The sequence below is a fragment of the Paenibacillus sp. Marseille-P2973 genome (assembly GCF_018101095.1).
Lineage (GTDB): Bacteria > Bacillota > Bacilli > Paenibacillales > Paenibacillaceae > Fontibacillus > Fontibacillus vini.
Window position 1 is genome coordinate 308,807 of record NZ_JAGQEH010000004.1, and the last position, 21,193, is coordinate 329,999.

A 21,193-nucleotide genomic window follows, 5' to 3' on the forward strand; every position below is an offset into this window, starting at 1 on the left:
TTGACTAACGTTTAATGTTAGTTTAATAATGCAAATATGGCCTAAGGTGAAACGATTTCTGAGAATTCTTCGAGTATAGAATTAAGTTGGTTTTGAATAAAAGTTGAGCGTTTAGGTCTAAAACTACCTCTAAATAGATAGTTTTTAAATGGCATGTACTTCGTTAATTCTTCTGTGTTTTTATTCTCAAGAATTTTAAACACAGGTTTTGCGTTAGCTCTTGATATTAACTCCATTAACAATTCAAACTCTTCTATATCCAGGTGAAAATGATATGCTATAGGTATCTGAAAGACTTCTTGTAAAGCTTCATCTATTTGTAATTCAAATGGCTTTAATGTTGGAAATTCACCGAAAGTTACTGAGATAAAGTATAGTTTTTCTACACCAACAAATGCATCATGATTTCGGTCAATTAATTCGCTTACTCGATCATGTAACTGCTTGATCGGTTTTATTGCCATTCTCTCAATATCTTCTTCAATCACATCGCTCGAATCAATGCCACCAATTAAGGAATCCATCTTTAAACGATACACCTTAGCTTCTATGGCTAACATGGAGTTATTTAATCTGATCAAGGCATCTGGTGATCTTTTCGAGTTGCTGTCATATTGGAACTCTGGAACAAATCTATATGGTAATTTTGATTCACTTGCAGAATGTTCTGCAAGTTTTTCGACATATTTTTCAAAGCATTTACCATAAAAGCTTATTACTTGGGTGTTGTTTGCAGGAAAGGTTGATCTAATTTTGAAGTATAGCTCACTGAACACCTTTTCCTGAAGAAATTGAAGATCAATCGGAAAAAAAATTCCGTTAGCGAGTTTAAGTATAGGTTTCTGTCTAAATTTCGTATAGTTCCAAGGCTGGTCAATTGTTAATAATGACCATTCTCTCGCTTCTTCAAAATTCATAGACAATTCATCAATTATCAACTCAGCTATTGCAGCTAAAGGGCTATTTTGAAAATAGTCGGATGGTTTAGCCCAATTTTGGCTAACCCCATCGTTTTCTCTTTTAGAGAACCCAGCAAATAAAGCAAAAATTACACTTAAATATTCTTTGATTGAATATCCATATGCTTGCCGAAATGGAGTATGGATATCTATATAATCATTTGAGTGGAAATTTTCAGGGTCTTTTGAGATCTCATCAAATATCAGCATTGACCTTGCTAAAGAAGATCCTAATTCAGGTTCTGTATTAAATACTGCATTTGCGAAGAGTTCATACTTAATATTATTTGCATTAATTCGAGAATCATTAAGATAATCGGATACTATAAGATTAAAAAAAAGCACTATATTGATACCATTTTCGATTATTACTTCTTTCTCCAGGTGTTCTAAATTACCATGAGCCAATAACCATTTCCAGACAGCCAGCAGCCCCTGCTTTGAATATATAACATCTGACTGAATTTTGGGCTCTTTAATATATTGACCTGGAAACATGTCCTCTAAAAACTTCATAAAACTGATTTTTGTTTTTTTATTATCCAGCGGTAGAGCAGTAATTTGAGAAAGAACATTCAATACTCCGCCGAGAGGAACTTTTTGAATATAGAGTTTTAATGTTTCTTGAGGAAGCTTATAACCAAATAAATTACCAAAAGTTTCGTATACCCCATAATAAGGAAGTTTCTTCATAGAAAAACACCTCTTGTACTGAAATAGTTTGCTACCAAGGGATCTTATATTGCTAATTCTGCGTCATTCAAATTAATCCTTTCCAATGTTTTGTTTTAACTCTGTATTTCATATGAATGATTTCTTAATACCCTCTATATTGAGAGGCGCCAAGAGTTTATTATTTATTATGTTATAAAACTAAGAGAACCAGCTTAAACTTTAAACAAACCGATATATATCTATGGTAAATGGGGGAAATGGACAGAGAATATTGATAATAACTCGATATAAAAAAATGACTATAATGTGACTCAAAGTTGAAAATCATATGATAATTTTTCTGTGATATATTGGAAGCATAGAAAAGGCGGAAATGACACGCCACGGCCGCATGAATGTGGCATTGAAACCGGGGCGTAACTCTTCTCGCCTTTTTTGTTAATTGAACATTGGTGCGAACTGTTGAATTCTATCTGGGAAATTAAGAAAGACGTAAACAATTGCCGCTGCCAGTCCAAAGCCCACAATTAAAGCAAGAATGGTGCCAATAGCTTTATTTGATAAACCCATGTGATTAACTCCTTTACTTATATGTATTTCTTCCAGAATAAACCTTTTGGTGGAGAATATCAAAAGAGTGATCATAAAGGAGGAAAAAGCAGGTTTCTTAAGTGAAATGGCGGATATTCATAAAGAAATGCTTTGCCCTCTATTTTTAAAGCTTGTTAAAATGGTCTTGTCATACGTATCTAGTAACTAGATACATATTCTTTTAAGCAAAGAGCGAAGCGTTTTTGCGGCGTCCGTGTACGGGCGCAATTATCTGAAGGATCTCTTTGCTGAAGAATTCAATATATAAACTGAAGTCGTTCCTTCCAGGAGCGGCTTTTTTTATTTTTCATTGGAGCGTGATTTATATGAGAATCATCAGATGGCTGGTTAAAGTGACATATGGCAGATCGGATGATCCAAGAAATCGAGGTGAACGGCGACATGGCCGGGAAGCATAATCTGTTGCAACGTCCGCGATCGGAACTGAAGCAACCGGTTCGGTGCAAGGGATGTATTTGGGGTTCTTGGACCTGGACAAAGCAGTTTTGTAGCAAGCAACGGTGTGTTAAGCAGTATAAATTGAAATGATTGGTTAATTCTTTCATACATATGATAGCAAAGGAGGATGGGAAATTGTGTAAACATGGCACAACGAAACCTGTAAAGTTAAATACCCCTAGAATGGTTTCAGGAAATCAGGTAGTGGATGTGGATGCTTGTATTGCTGATGAAATACAGGAATTGAATGACATGGGGATTATCACGATCGGATCTTGCTGTGGACATGGCGCAGATGGCGAGATACCGCATGTGCTTATTGAAGAGGAGAGCGTAACTATAGCTAATCGACTCGGTTATCAATTTGAGCCATATTTGCATGGGAAAAATGATTATCGAGGAGTATATATTGTAAAATTAAAAGGGGAGAACGTTTAACTCCCCTATTTTGTTTAATACTTCGATCCCCCAATACAATGGGCACAATTGTCAAAACCCCTAGATTTCGCAGTGGAGTGCGAGTCCGGGGTAAAGGTTACAATATGTGAGTCTTTAATTAGATCGATTTTACAGCTTGTTTTTTCATTATCCAAGTCATGAACTTCATTTGTGTTACTGTTACCGATGTATTGCTTGCCGTTAAATGGAGAACGGTATCTTCTTGCCATATAGATCACCCCCTTTCTACCTAGGACTTTCGACACCAAAGGAGGGAAATCCTTCCTAATGTCGAATTGTGATGTCAAGAGGAGGTGATTTGAGATGATTAAAGAAAATGGCGCATTGTTGAAAGTCTATTTTGATTGGAGAGCTCTTGCGGATTACTCACAAAAAGGATATGGTGACGCTAGATTAAATCCCTGCCTAGAAGACCATCCGGATCCAAGTATGAGATGCAACATAGAATTATATGTTCCTGTTAGTAACATTGACTTAGAATATCATAGCAGTGCATCTAGGGTTAATCGAGTCAAAAGAGAAGAGTTCATTAGAGTGATTAACAAATAACTTGTTAAAGAGCTGGCGCCTCCGGGCGCTTTTTCTTTTGCCTGCTACACGCATGTATGTTCTGGATGTTCGAATACAGCGACAACAGTACAGAACGCCAGCACGGTACCATTCTGTGCGCCTGGTGACACATTGAACGCTGACCTCTTCGCAAAACCAACTCAACATAAGTTCTTCTCGATCATACTTATACTTGACCTCAACAGCAAGTTGGCCGATACTAGAAACAAATTTTTATTTAGTCTGAGAGGAAGGATGTAATGAAAGAGAGCGATTTCAATCATTCAAGAGATATTAGGGAAATGTTAAAGAAATTATCAATGGCTTCGAACGAATTTAGTAACCGTTACCGAGCTGCAATTTCTCCTATTTCTGAAGCTCTTAACACTTTCAAAGAATCAATCGCATCCTTATCAATACCCAAAATTGAGCTTCCTCAATTTCCTAAATTGTCTGGATTTGAGTGGGATGAGTTTTATAAAGAATTTGAGGAAGAGTGTAAAAGCAATGCAAAGCATGGTTGGTGTTTATCTGCTGAAATGGATATACCTGATTATAGACGTATTGGTTCATCAGAAGACAATCAAAAAACTAAGGACTATTTATTCACTGAGTTGTTTGAAGTCAATGATTTTGAACTTTATAATTACGAAAAAAACTCAATCATCAATGAAAGCAGTAATGGATGGCAAGAGTTCTATAAAGATTGTTTTCACTCTATAGAAAATGGAAGGTTAATGGTTGCTATCCCGTCTCTAATGATGGTTATCGAACATGAGTTATCCAATGGTATTGATATCGACCTATCGGGTAAACCATTAGTTAGAAGTGTTAAATCATCAATTGAACAAGAAAGAGAGCCTGGAAAGTTCACTACCATTATTGCGACATCGCTATTCTCTTTGCTAGAGAACGGGATCTTCGAAAGAGGGATCACCGGTCCTCGTTCCGAATTAATTAACCGAAATAGGGTTCTTCATGGAAGAGATGACCCTTCAAAGTGGACGAAGACTGATGCATATAGGTTGATTACTATTATTTCTGCTCTCAAAATGCTTAAGGACTATAAGTGATGAAAACGGACGGATCTTTTTGATCTCGTCCGTTTTATTTTCGGAGGTGGTGATGAATGTAATGCCAAGAGCACGAGATCCGAACCGTGACCGAGCCAATGAAATCTGGCTTGAACACGGCGGTGAAATAACGAACCGGCAGATCGCCGAGCAGTTGGGCATCGACGAAAAGAAGATCGCCGTTTGGAAGCAGCGGGATAAATGGATTGTTGTACAACAATCAGAAGGGAACGTTGTACAACAGACTGAACCCAATGTTGTACAACAAAAGAAGGGCGCTCCTAAGGGGAATAAGAACGCGGTTGGTAATCGAGGCGGCGCTCCTCCGGGCAACCAGAACGCCAAAGGCAATCGCGGTGGCCCCGGTGGACCATTTAAGAACGACCACGCCGTAACACATGGCTTCTTCCGAAAGTATCTGCCGGAGCGAACGCTTGAGATCATGGAGCAGATCGCGGACCGCTCGCCGATCGACATGCTTTGGGATCTGATCATGATTAAGTATACTGCCATTATTGCTGCTCAAGAGATAATGTTCGTCGAGAACAAAGACGAGATGATCAAGGAACTCAAGAAAAGCAAATACACGGTCGTTGATACCAGTACCGAAGAAAAGAGTTCCTTCGAACAGGTAGTGACCGAAGAAGAATACGAATTCCAATTCTCTTGGGATCGTCAGGCAACGTTCCTCACCGCCCAATCCCGGGCCATGTCCGAACTGCGCAGCCTAATCAAACAGTTTATCGAGTTGGCCAATGAAGACGATGAGCGCCGCCTGAAGCTTGAACAGATGCAATTGAACATCGAGAAGACGAAGGCGGATGTCGAAAAGGCAACTGCCGAAGCTGAGAAGCTGAAGAAGGGAACGGCCGGCAAAGAACCGCTTCATATCATTGTTGATTATGGCGATGACGAAGAGGATGATGCATCATGAGTACTGCTGCAGCTGTTAAGGTCCAGTTCAATGCTCACTTTAAAGCGGTCAACCGATCGAAACGGCGATACCGGGCTCTCAGAGGAAGCGCGGGATCCGGGAAGTCGGTAAATATCGCCCAGGACTATATCCTTAAGCTTGGCGATCCGAAGTATGCCGGCGCGAATCTGCTATGCGTTCGTAAGGTAAACGAGACCAACCGGAATAGTACCTTTGCCGAGCTCACCGGCGCGATCAACCGTATTTACGGGGATCGGGCGGAAGAGTACTGGGAAATCCTACGCTCGCCGCTGACGATCCGCAGCAGAGTGACCGGAAACGAAGTTATCTTCCGCGGCATGAACGATGTTCGCGATCGGGAAAAGGTCAAGTCGATCAACTTTGCCCACGGGAAGCTCGTATGGATTTGGGTCGAGGAAGCCACAGAACTGCAGGAATCGGATGTCGACATTCTCGATGACCGGCTGCGGGGCGTTCTTCTGAATCCGAACCTGTACTATCAGATCACGTTCACCTTCAACCCGGTTTCAGCCCAGCACTGGATTAAACGGAAGTACTTCGACCGGGAAAGCTCGGATGTGCTCACGCACCATTCCACATACCGGACCAACCGCTTCATTGACCCGGCCTATTTCCGCCGGATGGAGCGCCGGAAGATCGAGGACCCGGAAGGGTATGCGATCTATGGCGAGGGCGAGTGGGGCGAGCTGGGCGGCCTGATATTCAAGAACTTCGTCATTCATGACTTTAATACGTCCTTCGAGATGTTTGATTCCATGCATCACGGACAGGACTTCGGCTTTAACCATGCGAATGCGATCCTCACCGTCGGCGTCAAAGATGGTGAGTTTTTTATTTGCGACGAGATTTACGTGCATGAGCTGCCGACGGATCAGATTATTGAGATTGCTGACCGAAAGGGATTGAGTAAGTATCTGGCTATGTATTGCGACTCCGCCGAGCCAGATCGCATTCAGATGTGGCAGAACGCAGGATACAGTGCGACGGCTGTGGTCAAGGAGCCGGGCAGCGTGCAGGCTCAGATCGATTACCTGAAGCAGCGTAAGATACACATTCATCCTGATTGTGTGAACACCATCAAGGAGATTCAGCAATGGTCGTGGAAGAAGGACAAGAAGACGGGGCTTTATCTGGACGATCCGGTCAACTTCATGGATGATGCGATGGCAGCCTTGCGGTATGCGGCAGAGCCGCTGCGGCGTCCGGAAATGGTATACAGCAATCAACGGCCTGCGGGCTGGTAAAAGGAAGGTGCTCAATGTGAAGAAAAAAGATGGAGTAATTAAAATTGGTTCATTAACCATTGATATGAAAGGCAACGTAAAAGGAAATTTCGCATCGGTCGTCATTATGTGACGGCTATTTTTATTTGCATTGAAAGAGGGTGATGAACCTGACGATTGTATATACGAAAAAAAGCTTTCCACCGCCGCCATATGACCAGGAGATCAGCATGATGCAGTATTATCGAATGCTGTATGAGGGCGAACACGCCGAGATCTTTCCACGGGCCCGGGCGGTATCGACGGAGAAGACAATTACCCACCGGAGAGTCGGTGTCAGGTCTTGGCGACCGCAAGAGAAGGTATTCAGCGCTGACAATCAGTATATCGTTGCCAACTTCAGCAGCCTGGTCGCCGAGGTGCCTGCGGATCTCTTGAACCGATCGCTGGGAAATATCTCGGCGGACGTAGAGGAAGGACCGGAGCTTGAGTTCATTTCATCCGTTGTGACCGCCAGTAAACCAAACGAGAAGATATGGGCGGCTGTCACGCAACATCAGGTCGACGGCATAGTCGCTTACCGAGTGCGGCGGGATGAATCCGGCTCCGTATGGTTTGAGTGGATCCTCGGCGACAAGTATCTTCCGCATGATGACGGTCGCGGCGCAGACATTGCTTGGATCGAAGAATGGGGCGACAACGACCGGAAGGATCGTTTCCTCCGGGTCGAACGGCAACGGCTTGAATCTGGCGGGCTGACAATTAAGCAACTTGTCTTTAAGATGGAAGGCGACAATGTTGCGGATGAGGTGGAAATCGACACTTACGCCACCGGCCACGGTCTTGAGATTCCGGAGGACACCGTACTTAGCGGAGTAAACGAGCTGCTTTGCGGCGCGATTACCAATGACGACACGCTTCTTTATCCTCGTGGGCGTTCTGCGCTTAGAAACATCGACGGGCTGCAAGAGGAGATCAACTGGACGATCACCCGGGATTCCATTGTCTTTGAAAAGCATGGAAAGCCGAAATTAGCTATACCGAAGGGACTATGGGACACAGTTGCCAATCAGAACCATCGGGATTATGGTGGCCGTTTTGTTCGGAGTTCTGACCTTGAGGTCGTTTCCTTTGACGAGAAGACCGGGGCAGTGCCGCAGTACATCACCTGGGACGCCAAGACAGCCCAGTCCTTTGAACATGTTACCAGGCTGATCCAGTTCATGCTGGCAATCAGTAAAACATCTCCGCAGGCAGCTGGGCTGGAAGAAGGCAAAGGAGACTCCGGTGTCGCACTGCTGTATCTCTGGATTCAATCGGTTATTAAAGCCGAAGCGATCCAATCGAAATTCGACGCGGCGATTAAGGACGCCATCCGTAAGTGCATGGTGTTGGAGAACGCACTCAGGTCTGGCGGACTTAAGGCGGAGAATCCAGTGATTGAATGGGGAGATATGCTGCCGAAGGCTGAATCTGAAAAGAACGACGAAGAGCGGAAAAATTACGCTGATGGCGTTCAATCGCTTGAGACTACAGTTCGCCGGATGCATCCGGATTGGTCAGAGGAGGCGATCACGGCTGAAATCCAGAAGATTCAGGACGAACAGGCAACAGGCAGCTTGAACCCAACCTATACGCAGCCGCCCCGAGTGAACCTGGGTGGTAGCTAATGGCGGACGCTGAGAAGCTAATCGCGCTTTATACTCGGGCCGGTGAACGGTTACTTGAGCTCATAAGATCGCTGGAGGAAGGGAATTACAGCCGAAGGCGCAAGGAAAGTCTCCTGATGGAAGTGGACGAGATACTGGCCGGGCTGACCGACGGGGCGGCTCAGAGCATGGCTGAGCTGCTAGCTGAAGCCTACAAAGAGGGCGTCGACGAGGCAGCGGACAGCATTCGGGCTCAAAGTGTGCCTGAGGAACAGATCAACACTGTACTGGAGCCGCTCATCCACCAGCAGGCTGTACAGGCGATCATGGACGATTCCTTTTTGCAGATCCTCGAAGCGACCGATAACATGTCCCAGGACGCGAAGCGTCGGGTCGAGGAAACCGTCCGGACGGCAACGGAACGGATGCTCACTGAAGGCGTCGGTCGGCGGCAGGCGACGAAAGAGGCCGTTGCGCGGTTGGCGCAGCAGGAGATCACCGGGATCGTGGCCAGAAATGGCGCCCGTATTCCAGCCGACAAGTACATGGCCGGCGTGGTGCAGTACAATCTCCGAAAAGCACATGTTACCGGGGCGGAGAAAACGATTGTCCAGAACGGTCTCGACCTGGTTTACGTGAACTACGTTGGGATCACCTGCGAATACTGCGCCAAGTACCAAGGCCGCGTGTACTCAATCAGCGGCACGCATCCGCGCTTTCCGAAGCTGGAGGTGCGGCCACCGTACCACTCACACTGCGTTCATTCCCTGTCGGCATGGATTGAGGATTACCAGGCGGCAGACGAGGTCGAGCGCATGGTTGCCGCTTCAAACCGGCCGTTTACCGACAACCGGACGGAGGCCAATATACGGCGGTACAACGAAATCCAGCGGGACAAGGTCCGGAAGAACGAGACGCGGAAGCAGTGGATCCGATATAAGGCTGTGCTGCCAAACGATACGCCGGATCTTCGAAGGTTCGCCAGCTTGAAGGCAAGAGGTGGGCAGGCATACAAGGACCTTCAGGAACTTTACCGCAAGGCCAACGTAGTAAACAGAGAACAAATCCTGCCTAAAAACGTTGCAGTGATCAAATCATATGGCCAAAATGTTATAATGGTGAGAGAGCAACTAATCGTGAATGGACCGGAATGGAAGAGTATTCAACTTGCCGAAGCTCACCTCGCGAAGCGGAAGAAACGAGGGCATATTCCGGCCGATTGGACCATGGAAAACTACGATAATAAAATCCGACAGATCGTTGAGAACCACGAGTCTCAGGTATATCAGTACCGGCATCCAGGCTTTGATCAGGACTATTATGTATTCGGCGATGGCACAAGATGGATCGCTATTATCGGTCAAGACGGAAAGTTGGAGACAGCATTTCCTTTCGACAACGAACGGAAATATCGTAACTACTTGAATGTGGACGAAGGTTACACATATATTGGAACGACAAAGGAGGTGTACCATGAGCTTCGAAACGGAGATTAAAGATTATGAAGATGCAGCAACGGGCGAACTGCTCAGTATTGCTGAATTGCAGTTCTCTTTAGTCAGTCGTGACACTTTGCACCATTCGGAGTTAAGCCCTGGAGATCTTGTACGGGTCAACGAATTGGACCGAGCATTCATTGAGCGTGCCGAGGAAGTCAGGGACTTTATTGCTGGGTACGGGGACGCCGACGCGATTTTCGTTGAGAAGCCGCCCCAGTTTTGGTGGTGGCACATCGCCCGGATCGCTTCCGGCCAAATGTTGGTTGACTTAGTGCATCGAACTGTAAAGTACAAGGAAATTGAATATAAGTACTGAAACACCTTTGTTAATCACAAGGGTGTTTTTATTTTAGGGTTGAAATTTTTCAATCTAAAATTTATAATTTATATTGTAAATAAAGTGTTTTATGCATTTATTTTTCAATGTGAAAGGATGATTTGGGTTGAGAAATTCGAATTGGACGGAAGCAGAACAGATGAAAGTCGTTTGGAACATTATTGACTCTGAAGTAATGTTTAAGACCGAGCCTAGAACTCAACAACGTAAAGTTATAATCGAAAGCATAGCCACAAAGTTACTTAATGATCCGGACTTCTCTGAGAGACATAATGCCGAAGATCCCCTTGATACAATAAAACAACACATCGTTGCTTGGTTAGGCTATTTGGAACAGAGGAGGGAAAGTCGGCCTCCTCTGATTAGAAAATAAAGAACAAAAGTCTCTGCTTCTTAGCAGGGGCTTTTTCTTTTGTCCAAACCGTGGCATGACGTAAAACTGCACTCGAGGATGTCCACCCGGACGTAAAACAGGAGGTCAAACCATGAAAGAATATATCGCAAGACGGTTTCCTTTGGCTTTGGATCTACAACTCTTCGCTGAAGGCGGTGCAGGCGGCGAAGGTGGAGAAGGGGGCGAAGGCGGTGTTTCTGGTGGTGATGGTGGCAGTGGCGGAAGCGGTAGCAAGACGTTTACCCAGGCTGAACTTGATGCTGCTGTTCAGTCCCGTCTTTCCCGAGCAGAAAAGGCCGCTCAAAAAGCCTTGGTCAATGGCCTGGGCTTTGACTCGGTCGAAGCCATGCAGGCCGCCCTGAAAAAGGAAAAGGGAAGCGACAAGAAAGATGACGGGAAACTTGGCCCCGAAGACGTTGACAAGCTGGTCGACGAGAAGATCAAGGAGCGTGAGAAGGAACAGAATCAGAAAACCTTCAATCGCTTGCTGAATGCCGAGGTAAAGGTAATGGCGAATGAACTCGGGTTCGCCGATTGGGAGGACGCCCGTGCCCTGGCCGATTTTTCTTCCGTGAAGGAGAACGATCAAGGCGAACTGGAGGGTGTCAGGGAAGCAATGGACGATCTGGCCAAGAAGAAGCCACACCTGCTCAAAACGAAGCAAGGCGGTGGTCGGATCGGCGCTGATATCGGTGGCGGAACTCCTGCTGATAAGAAAAAGCGTCAGGAAGAAATTATCAATCTTGCTAAAAGCCGCGGGACAATCGGCGGACAAGCCGTGAATGACCCTTGGGCGAAAAACTAAGGAGGGAAAGTATCTATGAGATTGCAACCAAGACCACGTGTTGTTGTACAAGATGAGCCGGAAATCCTTGCATCGTTCGAAGTGATCCGGGAGGTAACGAACGGTATCACGATTGATTCTGCTGCTATTGCGGCGGACGGCAGCGGCGATAAGATCATCAAAAAGGGTATGCCAATGGCGAAGCTGACCACTTCCAGTAAGTTTGTCCCTTATGATCCGGAAGGCACGAACGGCAGCCAAAACCCGACCGTCATCCTGAAACGCACTGTCAACGTTAAAGACGGGGACCATGTTGTTGGTGGCTACGAGGTGGCCAAGGTCATTACCGAGCGGATCCCAGTTACGGTGGATGACACGTTGCGAAGCAAGATGCCGCACATTGTCTTTGCCTAATAATCAAAACTAGGAAGGAATGAAATAAGAATGACGAAGAAAAATCAGTTTCGCTTAAAACTCGATCTCCAAACCTTCGCCGGTGGTGACGATCCCATTGATCTGACGCTGGAAGAAGCGTTGACTGGCGATGACTTGCTGGTCTACTCCCGTAATCTTGAAACATCGAATGAATATTTGCATCCGCTTCTGTTTCCTCCGCGCGAAACTGCGGAGCTGACGGTGGATGTTATCCAGGAAGAGTCGCCGCGGCTGCCGGTCATGGCGCAAATTGCCGAGCTTGGTACCGAGGTCGAATACGGTTCCCGGGAAGGATTGAAAGGATCCCGAATTGAGATTCCAAAGATTCAGCGTGGCCGTTACATGGATGAAAAGCTGGTCCGCATGGCCCTACAGGCATCCCAAAGCTTTGGTCTCCGTAATGAGGAGCGTAACCAGCTCCGCACCCGGCAACTGAACGATGCTCAGTATGCTGTTGACGCAATCCGCGCTCGCCGTGAATGGATCGCCATGACTTCCATTTGGAGCGGCAAGGTAGTTTATACTGAGGGCAACGTGAAGGTTGACGTTGACTTCGGCTATACGCCCGATCAGAAGCCGGTACTGTCCGGTACCGACCTGTGGAGCGACATCGTAAATTCGACGCCGCTGGATGATATCCAACTATGGGTTGATCAATGGAGAGCCAAGGGCATCCGTCTTCGTCGGGCGATGACATCCCAGAAGATCATCACGCTGCTTCGCCGGAACCTGTCGGTCCGCAAGGCCTACCACGGTGATCCAAGCGGCAGTGCACAACCGCCACAGCTTACGAAGGCCCAGTTGGATACGGTATTCGAATCCATGGAATTCCCGACGCTGGTTGCCTATGACGCACAGGCCCGCACCGAAGATCGTGCATTGACTGGCGGAAAACTTTCCTTTACGACGGTCCGGATGGTGCCGGAAGATCGCTTTATCCTTCTTCCAGAGGGTCCGCTGGGTAACTACCTGTGGGCTAAGACGACCGAGGAGATGATGGCCGAGATCGAGGCGGAGCAAACCGGAGATATGGGCTTGTTCGTCTTCCGTGATGTGACCAAGAATCCAATCCGTCTGCGTACCGCGGGCGTTGCGCTGAACTTCCCGGCATTTGCCTGGGCAGATTCGGTCGTATCGGCAAAAGTATTGTAGGAGCTCTTTCGAGGGCTCCTTTTCTTTTTACTAATTCAGAAAGGGTGAATGAAGTGGATATCAAAGTAACCGGTACCGTAAAGCATAACGGCAAATGGTACGGCCCTAATGATGTCATTTCTGGTTTGGACGAGGCAGAAGGAGAGCGTATCATCGAGATCAGCGCAGGCATCAAGGTAGAAAAGACTCCTGATCAGATCGCTGCGGAAGAAGCGGCAGCAGCTAAGGCAAAAGCAGAAGCGGAAGAGGCTGAACGGAAAGTCGCAGAAGAAAAAGCGAAGAAGGAAGCTGAAAAGCAACATAAGAGCCTTCGCAAAAAGGCCGCTGAACTCGGCATCGAAGGTGCCGACGAAAAGGACGCCGAAACGCTGGCCGCTGAAATCAAGGCTGCCGAGCAAAAGTAGGTGATTGATGTGGAAAAGCAAGAAGTAGCCGACTGGATCGCGGCCAACATGTTGGATACAGATGCTTGGGACCGGGCTTCCGAGCAAAAGCAGGCTGTCGCTGTCGTCCAGGCGAAGCGAAACCTCGCCATCTGGTATCCGGATATCCACCCTATAGCCGTTTCCATCGTTGCGTTTCAGGCTGTCTGGGAGCTGCAAGGCCTTGACCCGGCGCTGAAGTACCAGAAACACAACGTCAAGACTGTTTCTGACAACGGTGAATCCATCAGCTACAAAGACGGTGAGCGGCCTGCTGTGGCTCCTGATGTCCGCACGTTGCTTGGATCTACCGCTGATGAGTTGGCCGAGGAAGAAGCCGCAGAGGCGGCACAGAAACAGTATGGCGGTGCATTGATATGAGCCTGTTTGGGTATCCGGCGACGGTTATTCATTACCATTCCGAGGTGGACGATTGGGGGCGGCCGTTGCCCCCTACCAGCACCGCTAGGGCGGCCAAGGTCGTGGAAGAACAAAAACTCATCAAGAATGCCAAGGGTGAAGAGGTGCAAATCGCTTACGAAATCCATGTGGAGGGTGCTATTCCGATCGGCTTCGAAGACTACTTCCTTTATACCAATGTTCTTGGCCTTGAGATCCGCTGCGATGTCGCTCATTTCGAAGTGAAGAAATACCTCGGCACCGACGACGTGAAGAAGGTGATCGTTTATGGCCGACCACAAAATATTTAGCTTCAGCCTCGAGGGGATTGAGGCTATGATTGACCGCTTGGATCGGCTGGAGGATGATCTAGATCGCCGATTGGAGGAGACACTTACCCGGCTTGCTCTTAAGGTAATTGCCGATGCGAAGAAGTTGGCGCCGATCGACTCCGGCGACCTAGAAGCGGCTTTGGTGATCGGCGAGGTGAAGCGATCCATTGCCGGCATGTATATCGACCTGGGGACAAGCCCAGAAGTCGACGGCTATGCAGTCGTGCAGCATGAGGGATTCCGCAAAACGAAGGACGGTAAACTCGTTGAAATGACGCCTGGTCCGAAGACTATGAGCAAACCGTCTCACGGTGGTTTTATGCCGGGCAAAAAATATCTGGAGAATGCTTTGAAGATGAACGAAGAGCTCATTTTGGAAGAACTCTCCAAGGTACTGGAGGGGTGATGCGTGCTTGCAGATGACTTGATCAAATTTCTGACCGGGGCCGGCTTCAACGTATACCCAGACCCGAACTTCATCCCGGCGGACCTATTGGAGAACAAGTTTCCTTGTCTCTTTGTGTTTGGCAGCGGCGGCTTTGCTCCGCATGATTATGTGCCGACCGAGCGGCCGACCTTCCAAGTCATCGTTAAGGGGAAGTCCTACAAAACGTTGCCGGCGAACATGGCAGCAGCGGAGAAGCTTGCGAAAAGCCTGGTCGAACTTCTTCACCGCAAAGCGAATTACCCGATCGGCCAGACCCATGTGTTTTCGAGCAAAGCCATGCAGCAGCCGATTCCACTAGGTCTGGACGACAAGGATAGGCCGACGTTTTCTACAAATTTCATGTTTTATACGAAGGAGGAAGAATGAAGATGGCAGACGTAGATAAGATTTATGCAGGTCCTGGTATTTTTACCTGGGGGGTTGATGAAAACGGGGTGCCGGAAGCTGACTCTGTCGTTTTTGATTTGACGCAAGGTGGCATCCGGTTCTTTACGGAAACAACGTATTTTGAACCAACGATCGACCAAACCGGGACGGCGCCGGTGAAGTCATTCACGACTGGGACTGTGGGTAGAGTAGAGTTTGATACCCCTGATACTGATTTTGAGAAAGTCGTAAAGTTTAACGCCAACGCTTCCAAGGTTACGGATGCTACGAATCCGGATAAGGTGAAATACCAAGTTACTGGACTTGCCGGCAAGGAGTTGCCTCGGAAACGGGCAATGATCCAGCCACAGGGAGTAGCAGACCCTTCGCGATTTATTTATCTCGAGTCTTGTGGTGTGAAGTTCGACGCTAACGCGAACTACCAACTTGACGACAATCAGAAGTTTACGATCAACGCGACGGCGTACCCGGATCTTAGCGCGACACCGCGCGGCCTGCTCTATACGTGGGGCGACATTACGGCGACTGCTTAATATTCAGTTTGATTACGGAAAAGGGGGAGGTCCATGCCTTCCCCTTTCTTATTACTTATCGAGAGGAATGATTCTAATATGTTCAACCTTGGAAAAAAGGATTACGTAACACTTGGAAGTAAACGTGTCCAGGTTCCTAAGCTGACCCGGAACCGATTGAAGAAACTAACCGATCACATTGGATCGATCGGTGACTATCTCGTAAAGCTTTTTCTGACTCCAGAAAAAGATCGTGCGGTGTTCATCGTGGCAGCCGCTGACGTGTCCATAGATGAAATTTACGAATTGACCTCTCTCTTGAGTGATCTACCTATCGAATACCTGGATGAGCATGCCGCTTTTTCGGAATGCACGGAATTTTTGCGACTAACTTGGGAGAAGAACGATATGAATGAAGCCCTAAAAAACTTAGGCGGCCTGATTCCACCGGTGGCTCAGCAGTTCGTCCAGAGCATCGTCAGTCGGATGAATCGGGCCGAAAAGTAATTACACACGATGATTTTGTGCTCCGGTGCTGTGCTGTGCTCGGGAAGACGCAGCATGAAGTTGAGAATGAATACAATTTTGTGGACCTGCCAGAACTGCTCATGCTGAAGGACCAGATCAGAGCATCGGAGTTGCTGGAGAATATTGATATTGCTACCTTCCCTCATCTTACTGAAAAGAAAGATAGGGAGGCTATAATCAAGCGGATTACGAGTCCGCTCCCGAAACCGCCGGCAGAGCCGCCGAAGTCGGCAGAGGATCAATATCAAGCGCAACTGGCGCGGATGAGAGGACGGTGAGGGGATGGCTATTGAAATTGGTGAGCTTCGGGCACGAATGACTGCAGAAGCTCAGGAACTCAAGGCTGAAATAAGAGCGACGAAAAAAGATTTTTCCGATTTAGGGGAGCAAGGGAAAAAGACAGCCTATGACATTGATAACTTGAACTCGTCTCTTGGACAGTTGGGGAATAACAAAGATCAAATCAACCGTCTCACGTCAGTACTGGAAAACGTGAATGCGAAAATTGAGATCCAACAGAGAAAACTCGCCGAACTCAAACAATCCTATGAAGCGACCTTCGATGAGGCGAAAAAGAGTAAGCTGCAGGAGCAAATCGTAAACACAGAAGGTGTATTAATCCGGCTTACCCAAACGTCTGATCAAACTGCTCAGAAAATTTGGGCTTTGGAGGATAGCTTAAACCAGGCCGGCGCGGGTGGTCAACACGTAGCGGCTCAAATGCATACTCTTGATGATGCCCTGAAAGGGATCGGCCTTAACGCAGATCAAATCAAAACCATAAAGAGGCATCTTGACGAAGCGGATCCGACAAAACTCGATCGTCAACTGGATGAATTAAGTGCTGCCCTTAGAAAGCTTGGGGTAGACAGCAAGCAGATTGAAAAAATCACAAATGAACTCCGCCAATCGGAACAGGAAGCTCAGAAGACAAAACAAGGCATCAATGGATTAGCTTCTGGCTTGTCTGCACTTGGAGCCGGGGCAGCTACCGCGAAATTGGCTAACGTATTCAAGTCCCTTACAGGTGAAGCGCAGCAACTCGGACGCTCCTATCAAGGTCTAATTGAAGTATCCAAGTCGTATAACGTAAATACTGAGGATTCCATTGGTCTGGCCGAAGAACTCTCCGATCGCTGGGGATTGAACAAGGGAACGATGTCTGATGTCGTGAAGACATACTTGACCATGAACATGACACTTGAAGAAGCGGAAAGGATTATTACTGCTACGGCAGACGCAGCCGCATACAACCGCCAGGCTCATTTGTCGTGGGAGGAAGCAATTAAACAAGTTGCTGAAGGTATAAAGTCCGGTAACTCCAATTTAACGGACGCTGCTGGCATTACAACCAACCTGTCTGTAATGTATGACCGATTCGCCAAGTCGATTGGGACAACCGCTGGGAAACTGACTGAGGCAGGAAAAATTCAAGCGGCCTATAACGGAATCATGCAGGAGTCTGCATTATTTGCTGGGGACGCTGACTCAGCAATGACAGGATACACAGGTACTCAAGCGACGTTCAATCAGACCATGCAGATGGCTAGAGTTGAACTGGGTGAAGCATTCATGCCGGTGATTCAGAAAATCACGGAAGAAATCGTGCCAATGGTTAAGGGATTTGCTGAGTGGGCGAGCGAGAATAAGGAAGTTGTTGCTGGGATGGGGGCTGCGACAATTGCGGTGACTTCTCTTATTGCTGTGGTAGGAGCACTAGCGGCAGCGTTTCTCATGCTCAATGCTGCAATGGGTCCAATCGGATGGATAGCATTAGGGATAGGAGCTGTTGTAGCCGGAATGACAGCATATTCTTTTGCGGCGGATACAGCTGCAGGCTCGGTTTTAAAACTGGCTAAAAATCAAGAAGAGTTGAATCAAAAGCTGAAGGAATCACCTACAACTTGGTCAACTATGGATGTAAAGAATGCACAAGCTGATATTGAAGTTTTGAACGGTTTACTCGAAGAACGGAAACGGATCCAAGAAGATATAGAGAAATTAAATCAGAAAATGCAGGCAGGTTCTGAAGCAAGACAACCTAACCTTCCGCTTGATAGGGATTTATTAAATCAACTTCATGATATGCAAAAAGCAATTGACGGCATTGATAAGGAACTCCGGGAGATGGATTTTAAAAATGTCGAGGAAGCCAGCAAATATTTAAAAGAAATGGGGAAGTCCGCTGATTCTGCGGTGCCGGCATTGATCGAAATGAAAAGAGCAGAACTGCAAGATCTCGCCGCCAAGAATCAGAAGATTTCTTCGATGGAGAAGTTGGTTACTCGATACAAAGAGCTGAGTGGGGTACAAAAGCTGGATCAGATCCAGAAGACCGAACTGATCAGCATTACCAATCAACTCAAATCAGAGTATCCGGACTTACACGCCCTCATGGATAAGGAAGGCCGGATCCGGATCAAAAACATCGATTACATCGAAGAGCAGATCGGTGTTGAAAGGGGACTGATTCAGGGTTCTGTCGATTCGGCCAAGGCTTACATCACGAACCTGCAGAAGATGGCGGACGCACAGAGAGTTTCCGTTGAAACGCAAATTAAGAATTACGAGAAGCTATTGCAAGCTATGCAGGCCGTGTCTGGTTCAAAGTCCAGTACATCGCTTCTCAAACAGGCAAACCCTCTTCTGGGGAATTACACAGAAAAATATGCAGAAGACAATCTGCAGCCGACGAAGGACAAGTTGAATGAATTGTACGATGAACAAAATGAATATGCCAAGGCTCAACTTGAATTAAGGAAAATTGCAAACTCATTGGATTCAAGCGGAATTGATTCTTTTCTCCCCTCGAGTGGGAGCAGAAGTCTGTTTGATGAAAACGATAAGAAGAAAAAGGAAAAGAAAGGGAAGACAGCAGCGGACCTCCGGAAAGATGCTTACGACGCTGCTATTGCCACGGTGCAATATCAAGCTGAAATGTACGATTGGACAGCAGAGCAGCAGATTGCCGCTTATGAAAAGATCAGGAAGCAGCATAAGCAGCACCTGAAGGAGACTGTTGAGGATGAGCGACAGTTAAATCTACAAATCAAACGCCTGCAGGAAGACAGCATAAAATCCCGTTTTGACTTTTCTTCCGAGTGGATCACCAAGGAAGAGCGGCGAATGGAGGAGTCCGGGAAGACGGAGATCGAGATCGCTCAAATGAAGATCGATGCATGGACCCGGGTGCGGGATCGGTATGCCAAGGACAGCGAGCAGTATAAACAAGCTGACGAGGCGTTATACCGGGCTCGAAAGGATCTGATCAAGCTGCAGGAGCAAGCCGAGAAAGAGGCAACCAAAGCCCGAGAGGAACGAATTAAGGAATACCAGAAGCAAAATGATGACCTCCTTAAATCAGAACTCAAGGCTATCGACAAGGCTAAGAAGGCTGAACTGGATGCAATCGATAAGCGGAGGAAGGAATACGTAGCTGCTCAGGACGAAAAGATTGCAGCGATCGATGCTCTGCTCAAGAAGGAAGAAGAACTCAATGCAGACGCTGACTATGAGACCCTCCTTGCTGAAAAAATGGCTCGCAAGGAATTGCTCAGTACCGCGGTATCCCCGGAAGGCCGAAAGGAACTGGCTGACCTTATCGCCGAGATTGAGCGCATGCAGCTCGAACATAGCCGCGAGCTGCGGAAACGTGACCTCCAGGACCAAAAGGACAAACTTGAAGAAGAGAAGGACGAGAAAGAAGATGCCTACGATGAAGAGAGACGGCTCACCGAGGCGCGATATGATGCGCTGACCGAGGCGTTACAAGAACACCAGGATGATATCGAATTTATTGAGTCAGCTATTAAGGACTTCCGTATCTCGGCAAGTCAGGAGGCGAACACGCAAATCCTGTCCGATCTGGATCTATTCGTTTCTGAATACCGGAGCCGAATGTCAGAAATTGCTTCGCTTTCCGCAGTCACAGGGTCCAACGGTGGCAGTTTAGCAGGTTCCGCATCATCTCAGGCTGCTCTTGATCTCGCAGAGTACAACGCAAACAAGGATGCTTGGGATGCAGCGAAGGCGCGCGGAGACAAGACCGAAATGGCCCGATTGACGGCTCGGAACGAGGAGATCCGGAAGCTGTATGGTATTGAAAAGGATACTGGTAAACTCCCGAGTTTTGACGTGGGCGGTGTGGTCCCCGGTCCAATCGGAGCGCCGATGCAGGCGATCATTCACGGCGGGGAGATCATCACAAACCCTAGCCAGTTTGAAAACATGTTCCGCCGGTTGACGGCGCCTATCGCTTCTCCGGCATTGAGCCAGCCGGCTACACCTGTTAAGCAACATATCGAAAACCACTTTGATATGTCAGTCGGTACGGTGCAAATTGAGGATCAGACGGATGCTGAAATCATGTATACCGAACGCGAACGGACAGCTCGCCGACTTGCGACGATTGGAGGCGGGAAGTAGATGGAAGACTTTGATGTATCGGTTAATGGTGAATGGATCTCCGAAGTTACCGGCGCATTGCTAGTCCGCCGCAGTATCCCAGGACTTCCGGAGGCTATTGAAAATACTGTTGAAATTGCAGAGCGAGATGGAGCAATTGATTTCGGCAGCACGTATGGAACCCGGCCAGTTGGCCTGGGTTTTTTTATTACGGGCGATTATGACCCAACAGTTTCCTTGCTTATGCGCCAATTTAACACCCGGCGGGGCTTACTAGATTTGGTTTTTTCAGACCGCCCTGGTAAACATTATTTTGCTCAGTACCGCGGGACGATGAGCTGGGACGAGTCAACGGGGAACCGGGTGATCGATATTCCACTCAAAATGTATGATCCGTTTCCCGAGAGTGATGAGAGGATCACAGAATTGGAAATCACACGATCACCGCAGATCGTATCCGTCCAATCACTTGGTGATGAGCGGGCCAGCCCAATCATTGTACTGACTAATGTCGGCACGACAACGCTAAATGGTTTTACCATCAAAAACGAATATAAAACCGAATAGG

At 47.3% G+C, this 21,193-nt stretch carries 23 protein-coding genes; 21 read left to right on the forward strand and 2 right to left on the reverse strand.

The features are described from left to right. Positions 1-41 precede the first annotated feature (41 nt). Together KB559_RS10915 and KB559_RS25375 are read right to left on the reverse strand one after the other, a co-directional pair. Entirely contained in the window at positions 42-1,652 is a 1,611-nt protein-coding gene (locus KB559_RS10915; protein WP_211021758.1) for a hypothetical protein, read from the reverse strand. 420 nt (positions 1,653-2,072) lie between these two features. Continuing rightward, the gene (locus tag KB559_RS25375; RefSeq protein WP_282103146.1) at positions 2,073-2,204 is read right to left on the reverse strand and encodes a hypothetical protein; all 132 of its coding nucleotides are present in this window, start codon (positions 2,202-2,204) and stop codon (positions 2,073-2,075) included. A gap of 615 nt (positions 2,205-2,819) precedes the next feature. Here KB559_RS25375 and KB559_RS10920 point away from each other — a divergent pair. The 21 genes from KB559_RS10920 to KB559_RS11020 all read left to right on the forward strand — a co-directional run bounded on the left by KB559_RS10920 (position 2,820) and on the right by KB559_RS11020 (position 21,192). Then, a complete protein-coding gene (locus KB559_RS10920; RefSeq protein WP_211021759.1) occupies positions 2,820-3,122 on the forward strand; it encodes a hypothetical protein in 303 nt (100 codons plus the stop codon). Positions 3,123-3,446: 324 nt separating this feature from the next. Beyond that, positions 3,447-3,692, forward strand: coding sequence for a hypothetical protein (locus tag KB559_RS10925; RefSeq protein ID WP_211021760.1), 246 nt, complete (start codon positions 3,447-3,449; stop codon positions 3,690-3,692). 260 nt (positions 3,693-3,952) lie between these two features. Continuing rightward, entirely contained in the window at positions 3,953-4,765 is an 813-nt protein-coding gene (locus KB559_RS10930) for a hypothetical protein (protein WP_211021761.1), read from the forward strand. A 61-nt stretch (positions 4,766-4,826) separates the two neighbouring features. Further along, positions 4,827-5,699 (forward strand): phage terminase small subunit, encoded by an 873-nt coding sequence (gene terS, locus KB559_RS10935; protein ID WP_211021762.1) that lies wholly within the window; start codon positions 4,827-4,829, stop codon positions 5,697-5,699. Next, on the forward strand, positions 5,696-6,964 hold the full coding sequence (locus KB559_RS10940) for a PBSX family phage terminase large subunit (protein ID WP_211021763.1): 1,269 nt from the start codon (positions 5,696-5,698) through the stop codon (positions 6,962-6,964). Before terS ends, KB559_RS10940 begins: the two co-directional genes overlap by 4 nt. 212 nt (positions 6,965-7,176) lie before the next feature. Continuing rightward, positions 7,177-8,613 carry a phage portal protein gene (locus KB559_RS10945; protein WP_247681739.1) on the forward strand — a complete coding sequence of 479 codons (1,437 nt, stop codon included), beginning with the start codon at positions 7,177-7,179 and terminating at the stop codon, positions 8,611-8,613. Next, positions 8,613-10,088: a phage minor capsid protein gene (locus KB559_RS10950; RefSeq protein ID WP_247681740.1), complete on the forward strand. Its 1,476-nt coding sequence runs from the start codon at positions 8,613-8,615 to the stop codon at positions 10,086-10,088. Before KB559_RS10945 ends, KB559_RS10950 begins: the two co-directional genes overlap by 1 nt. Next, positions 10,066-10,407: a hypothetical protein gene (locus KB559_RS10955; protein WP_211021765.1), complete on the forward strand. Its 342-nt coding sequence runs from the start codon at positions 10,066-10,068 to the stop codon at positions 10,405-10,407. The genes KB559_RS10950 and KB559_RS10955 overlap by 23 nt, the downstream gene beginning before the upstream one ends. 506 nt (positions 10,408-10,913) lie before the next feature. Beyond that, positions 10,914-11,627 carry a scaffolding protein gene (locus KB559_RS10960; protein ID WP_211021766.1) on the forward strand — a complete coding sequence of 238 codons (714 nt, stop codon included), beginning with the start codon at positions 10,914-10,916 and terminating at the stop codon, positions 11,625-11,627. A gap of 15 nt (positions 11,628-11,642) precedes the next feature. Further along, a complete protein-coding gene (locus KB559_RS10965; RefSeq protein ID WP_211021767.1) occupies positions 11,643-12,020 on the forward strand; it encodes a head decoration protein in 378 nt (125 codons plus the stop codon). A gap of 30 nt (positions 12,021-12,050) precedes the next feature. Then, positions 12,051-13,193 (forward strand): major capsid protein, encoded by a 1,143-nt coding sequence (locus KB559_RS10970; RefSeq protein WP_211021768.1) that lies wholly within the window; start codon positions 12,051-12,053, stop codon positions 13,191-13,193. A gap of 53 nt (positions 13,194-13,246) precedes the next feature. After that, positions 13,247-13,597, forward strand: coding sequence for a DUF7210 family protein (locus KB559_RS10975; RefSeq protein WP_211021769.1), 351 nt, complete (start codon positions 13,247-13,249; stop codon positions 13,595-13,597). Between the two features lie 48 nt (positions 13,598-13,645). Further along, positions 13,646-13,996, forward strand: a complete 351-nt coding sequence (locus KB559_RS10980) for a hypothetical protein (protein ID WP_247681741.1) — start codon at positions 13,646-13,648, stop codon at positions 13,994-13,996. Further along, the gene (locus KB559_RS10985; RefSeq protein WP_211021770.1) at positions 13,993-14,325 is read left to right on the forward strand and encodes a hypothetical protein; all 333 of its coding nucleotides are present in this window, start codon (positions 13,993-13,995) and stop codon (positions 14,323-14,325) included. The genes KB559_RS10980 and KB559_RS10985 overlap by 4 nt, the downstream gene beginning before the upstream one ends. A gap of 25 nt (positions 14,326-14,350) precedes the next feature. After that, positions 14,351-14,752: an HK97 gp10 family phage protein gene (locus tag KB559_RS10990; RefSeq protein WP_247681742.1), complete on the forward strand. Its 402-nt coding sequence runs from the start codon at positions 14,351-14,353 to the stop codon at positions 14,750-14,752. A gap of 3 nt (positions 14,753-14,755) precedes the next feature. Continuing rightward, the gene (locus tag KB559_RS10995; protein WP_211021772.1) at positions 14,756-15,160 is read left to right on the forward strand and encodes a phage tail terminator protein; all 405 of its coding nucleotides are present in this window, start codon (positions 14,756-14,758) and stop codon (positions 15,158-15,160) included. Positions 15,161-15,228: 68 nt separating this feature from the next. Then, positions 15,229-15,714, forward strand: a complete 486-nt coding sequence (locus tag KB559_RS11000; protein ID WP_348772909.1) for a hypothetical protein — start codon at positions 15,229-15,231, stop codon at positions 15,712-15,714. A gap of 78 nt (positions 15,715-15,792) precedes the next feature. Beyond that, entirely contained in the window at positions 15,793-16,200 is a 408-nt protein-coding gene (locus tag KB559_RS11005; RefSeq protein ID WP_211021774.1) for a hypothetical protein, read from the forward strand. Positions 16,201-16,235: 35 nt separating this feature from the next. Further along, positions 16,236-16,499 (forward strand): hypothetical protein, encoded by a 264-nt coding sequence (locus tag KB559_RS11010; protein WP_211021775.1) that lies wholly within the window; start codon positions 16,236-16,238, stop codon positions 16,497-16,499. A 4-nt stretch (positions 16,500-16,503) separates the two neighbouring features. Then, positions 16,504-20,646 carry a hypothetical protein gene (locus KB559_RS11015; RefSeq protein WP_211021776.1) on the forward strand — a complete coding sequence of 1,381 codons (4,143 nt, stop codon included), beginning with the start codon at positions 16,504-16,506 and terminating at the stop codon, positions 20,644-20,646. Next, positions 20,647-21,192 (forward strand): phage tail domain-containing protein, encoded by a 546-nt coding sequence (locus tag KB559_RS11020; protein WP_211021778.1) that lies wholly within the window; start codon positions 20,647-20,649, stop codon positions 21,190-21,192. The last annotated feature ends 1 nt before the right edge of the window (position 21,193 follow it).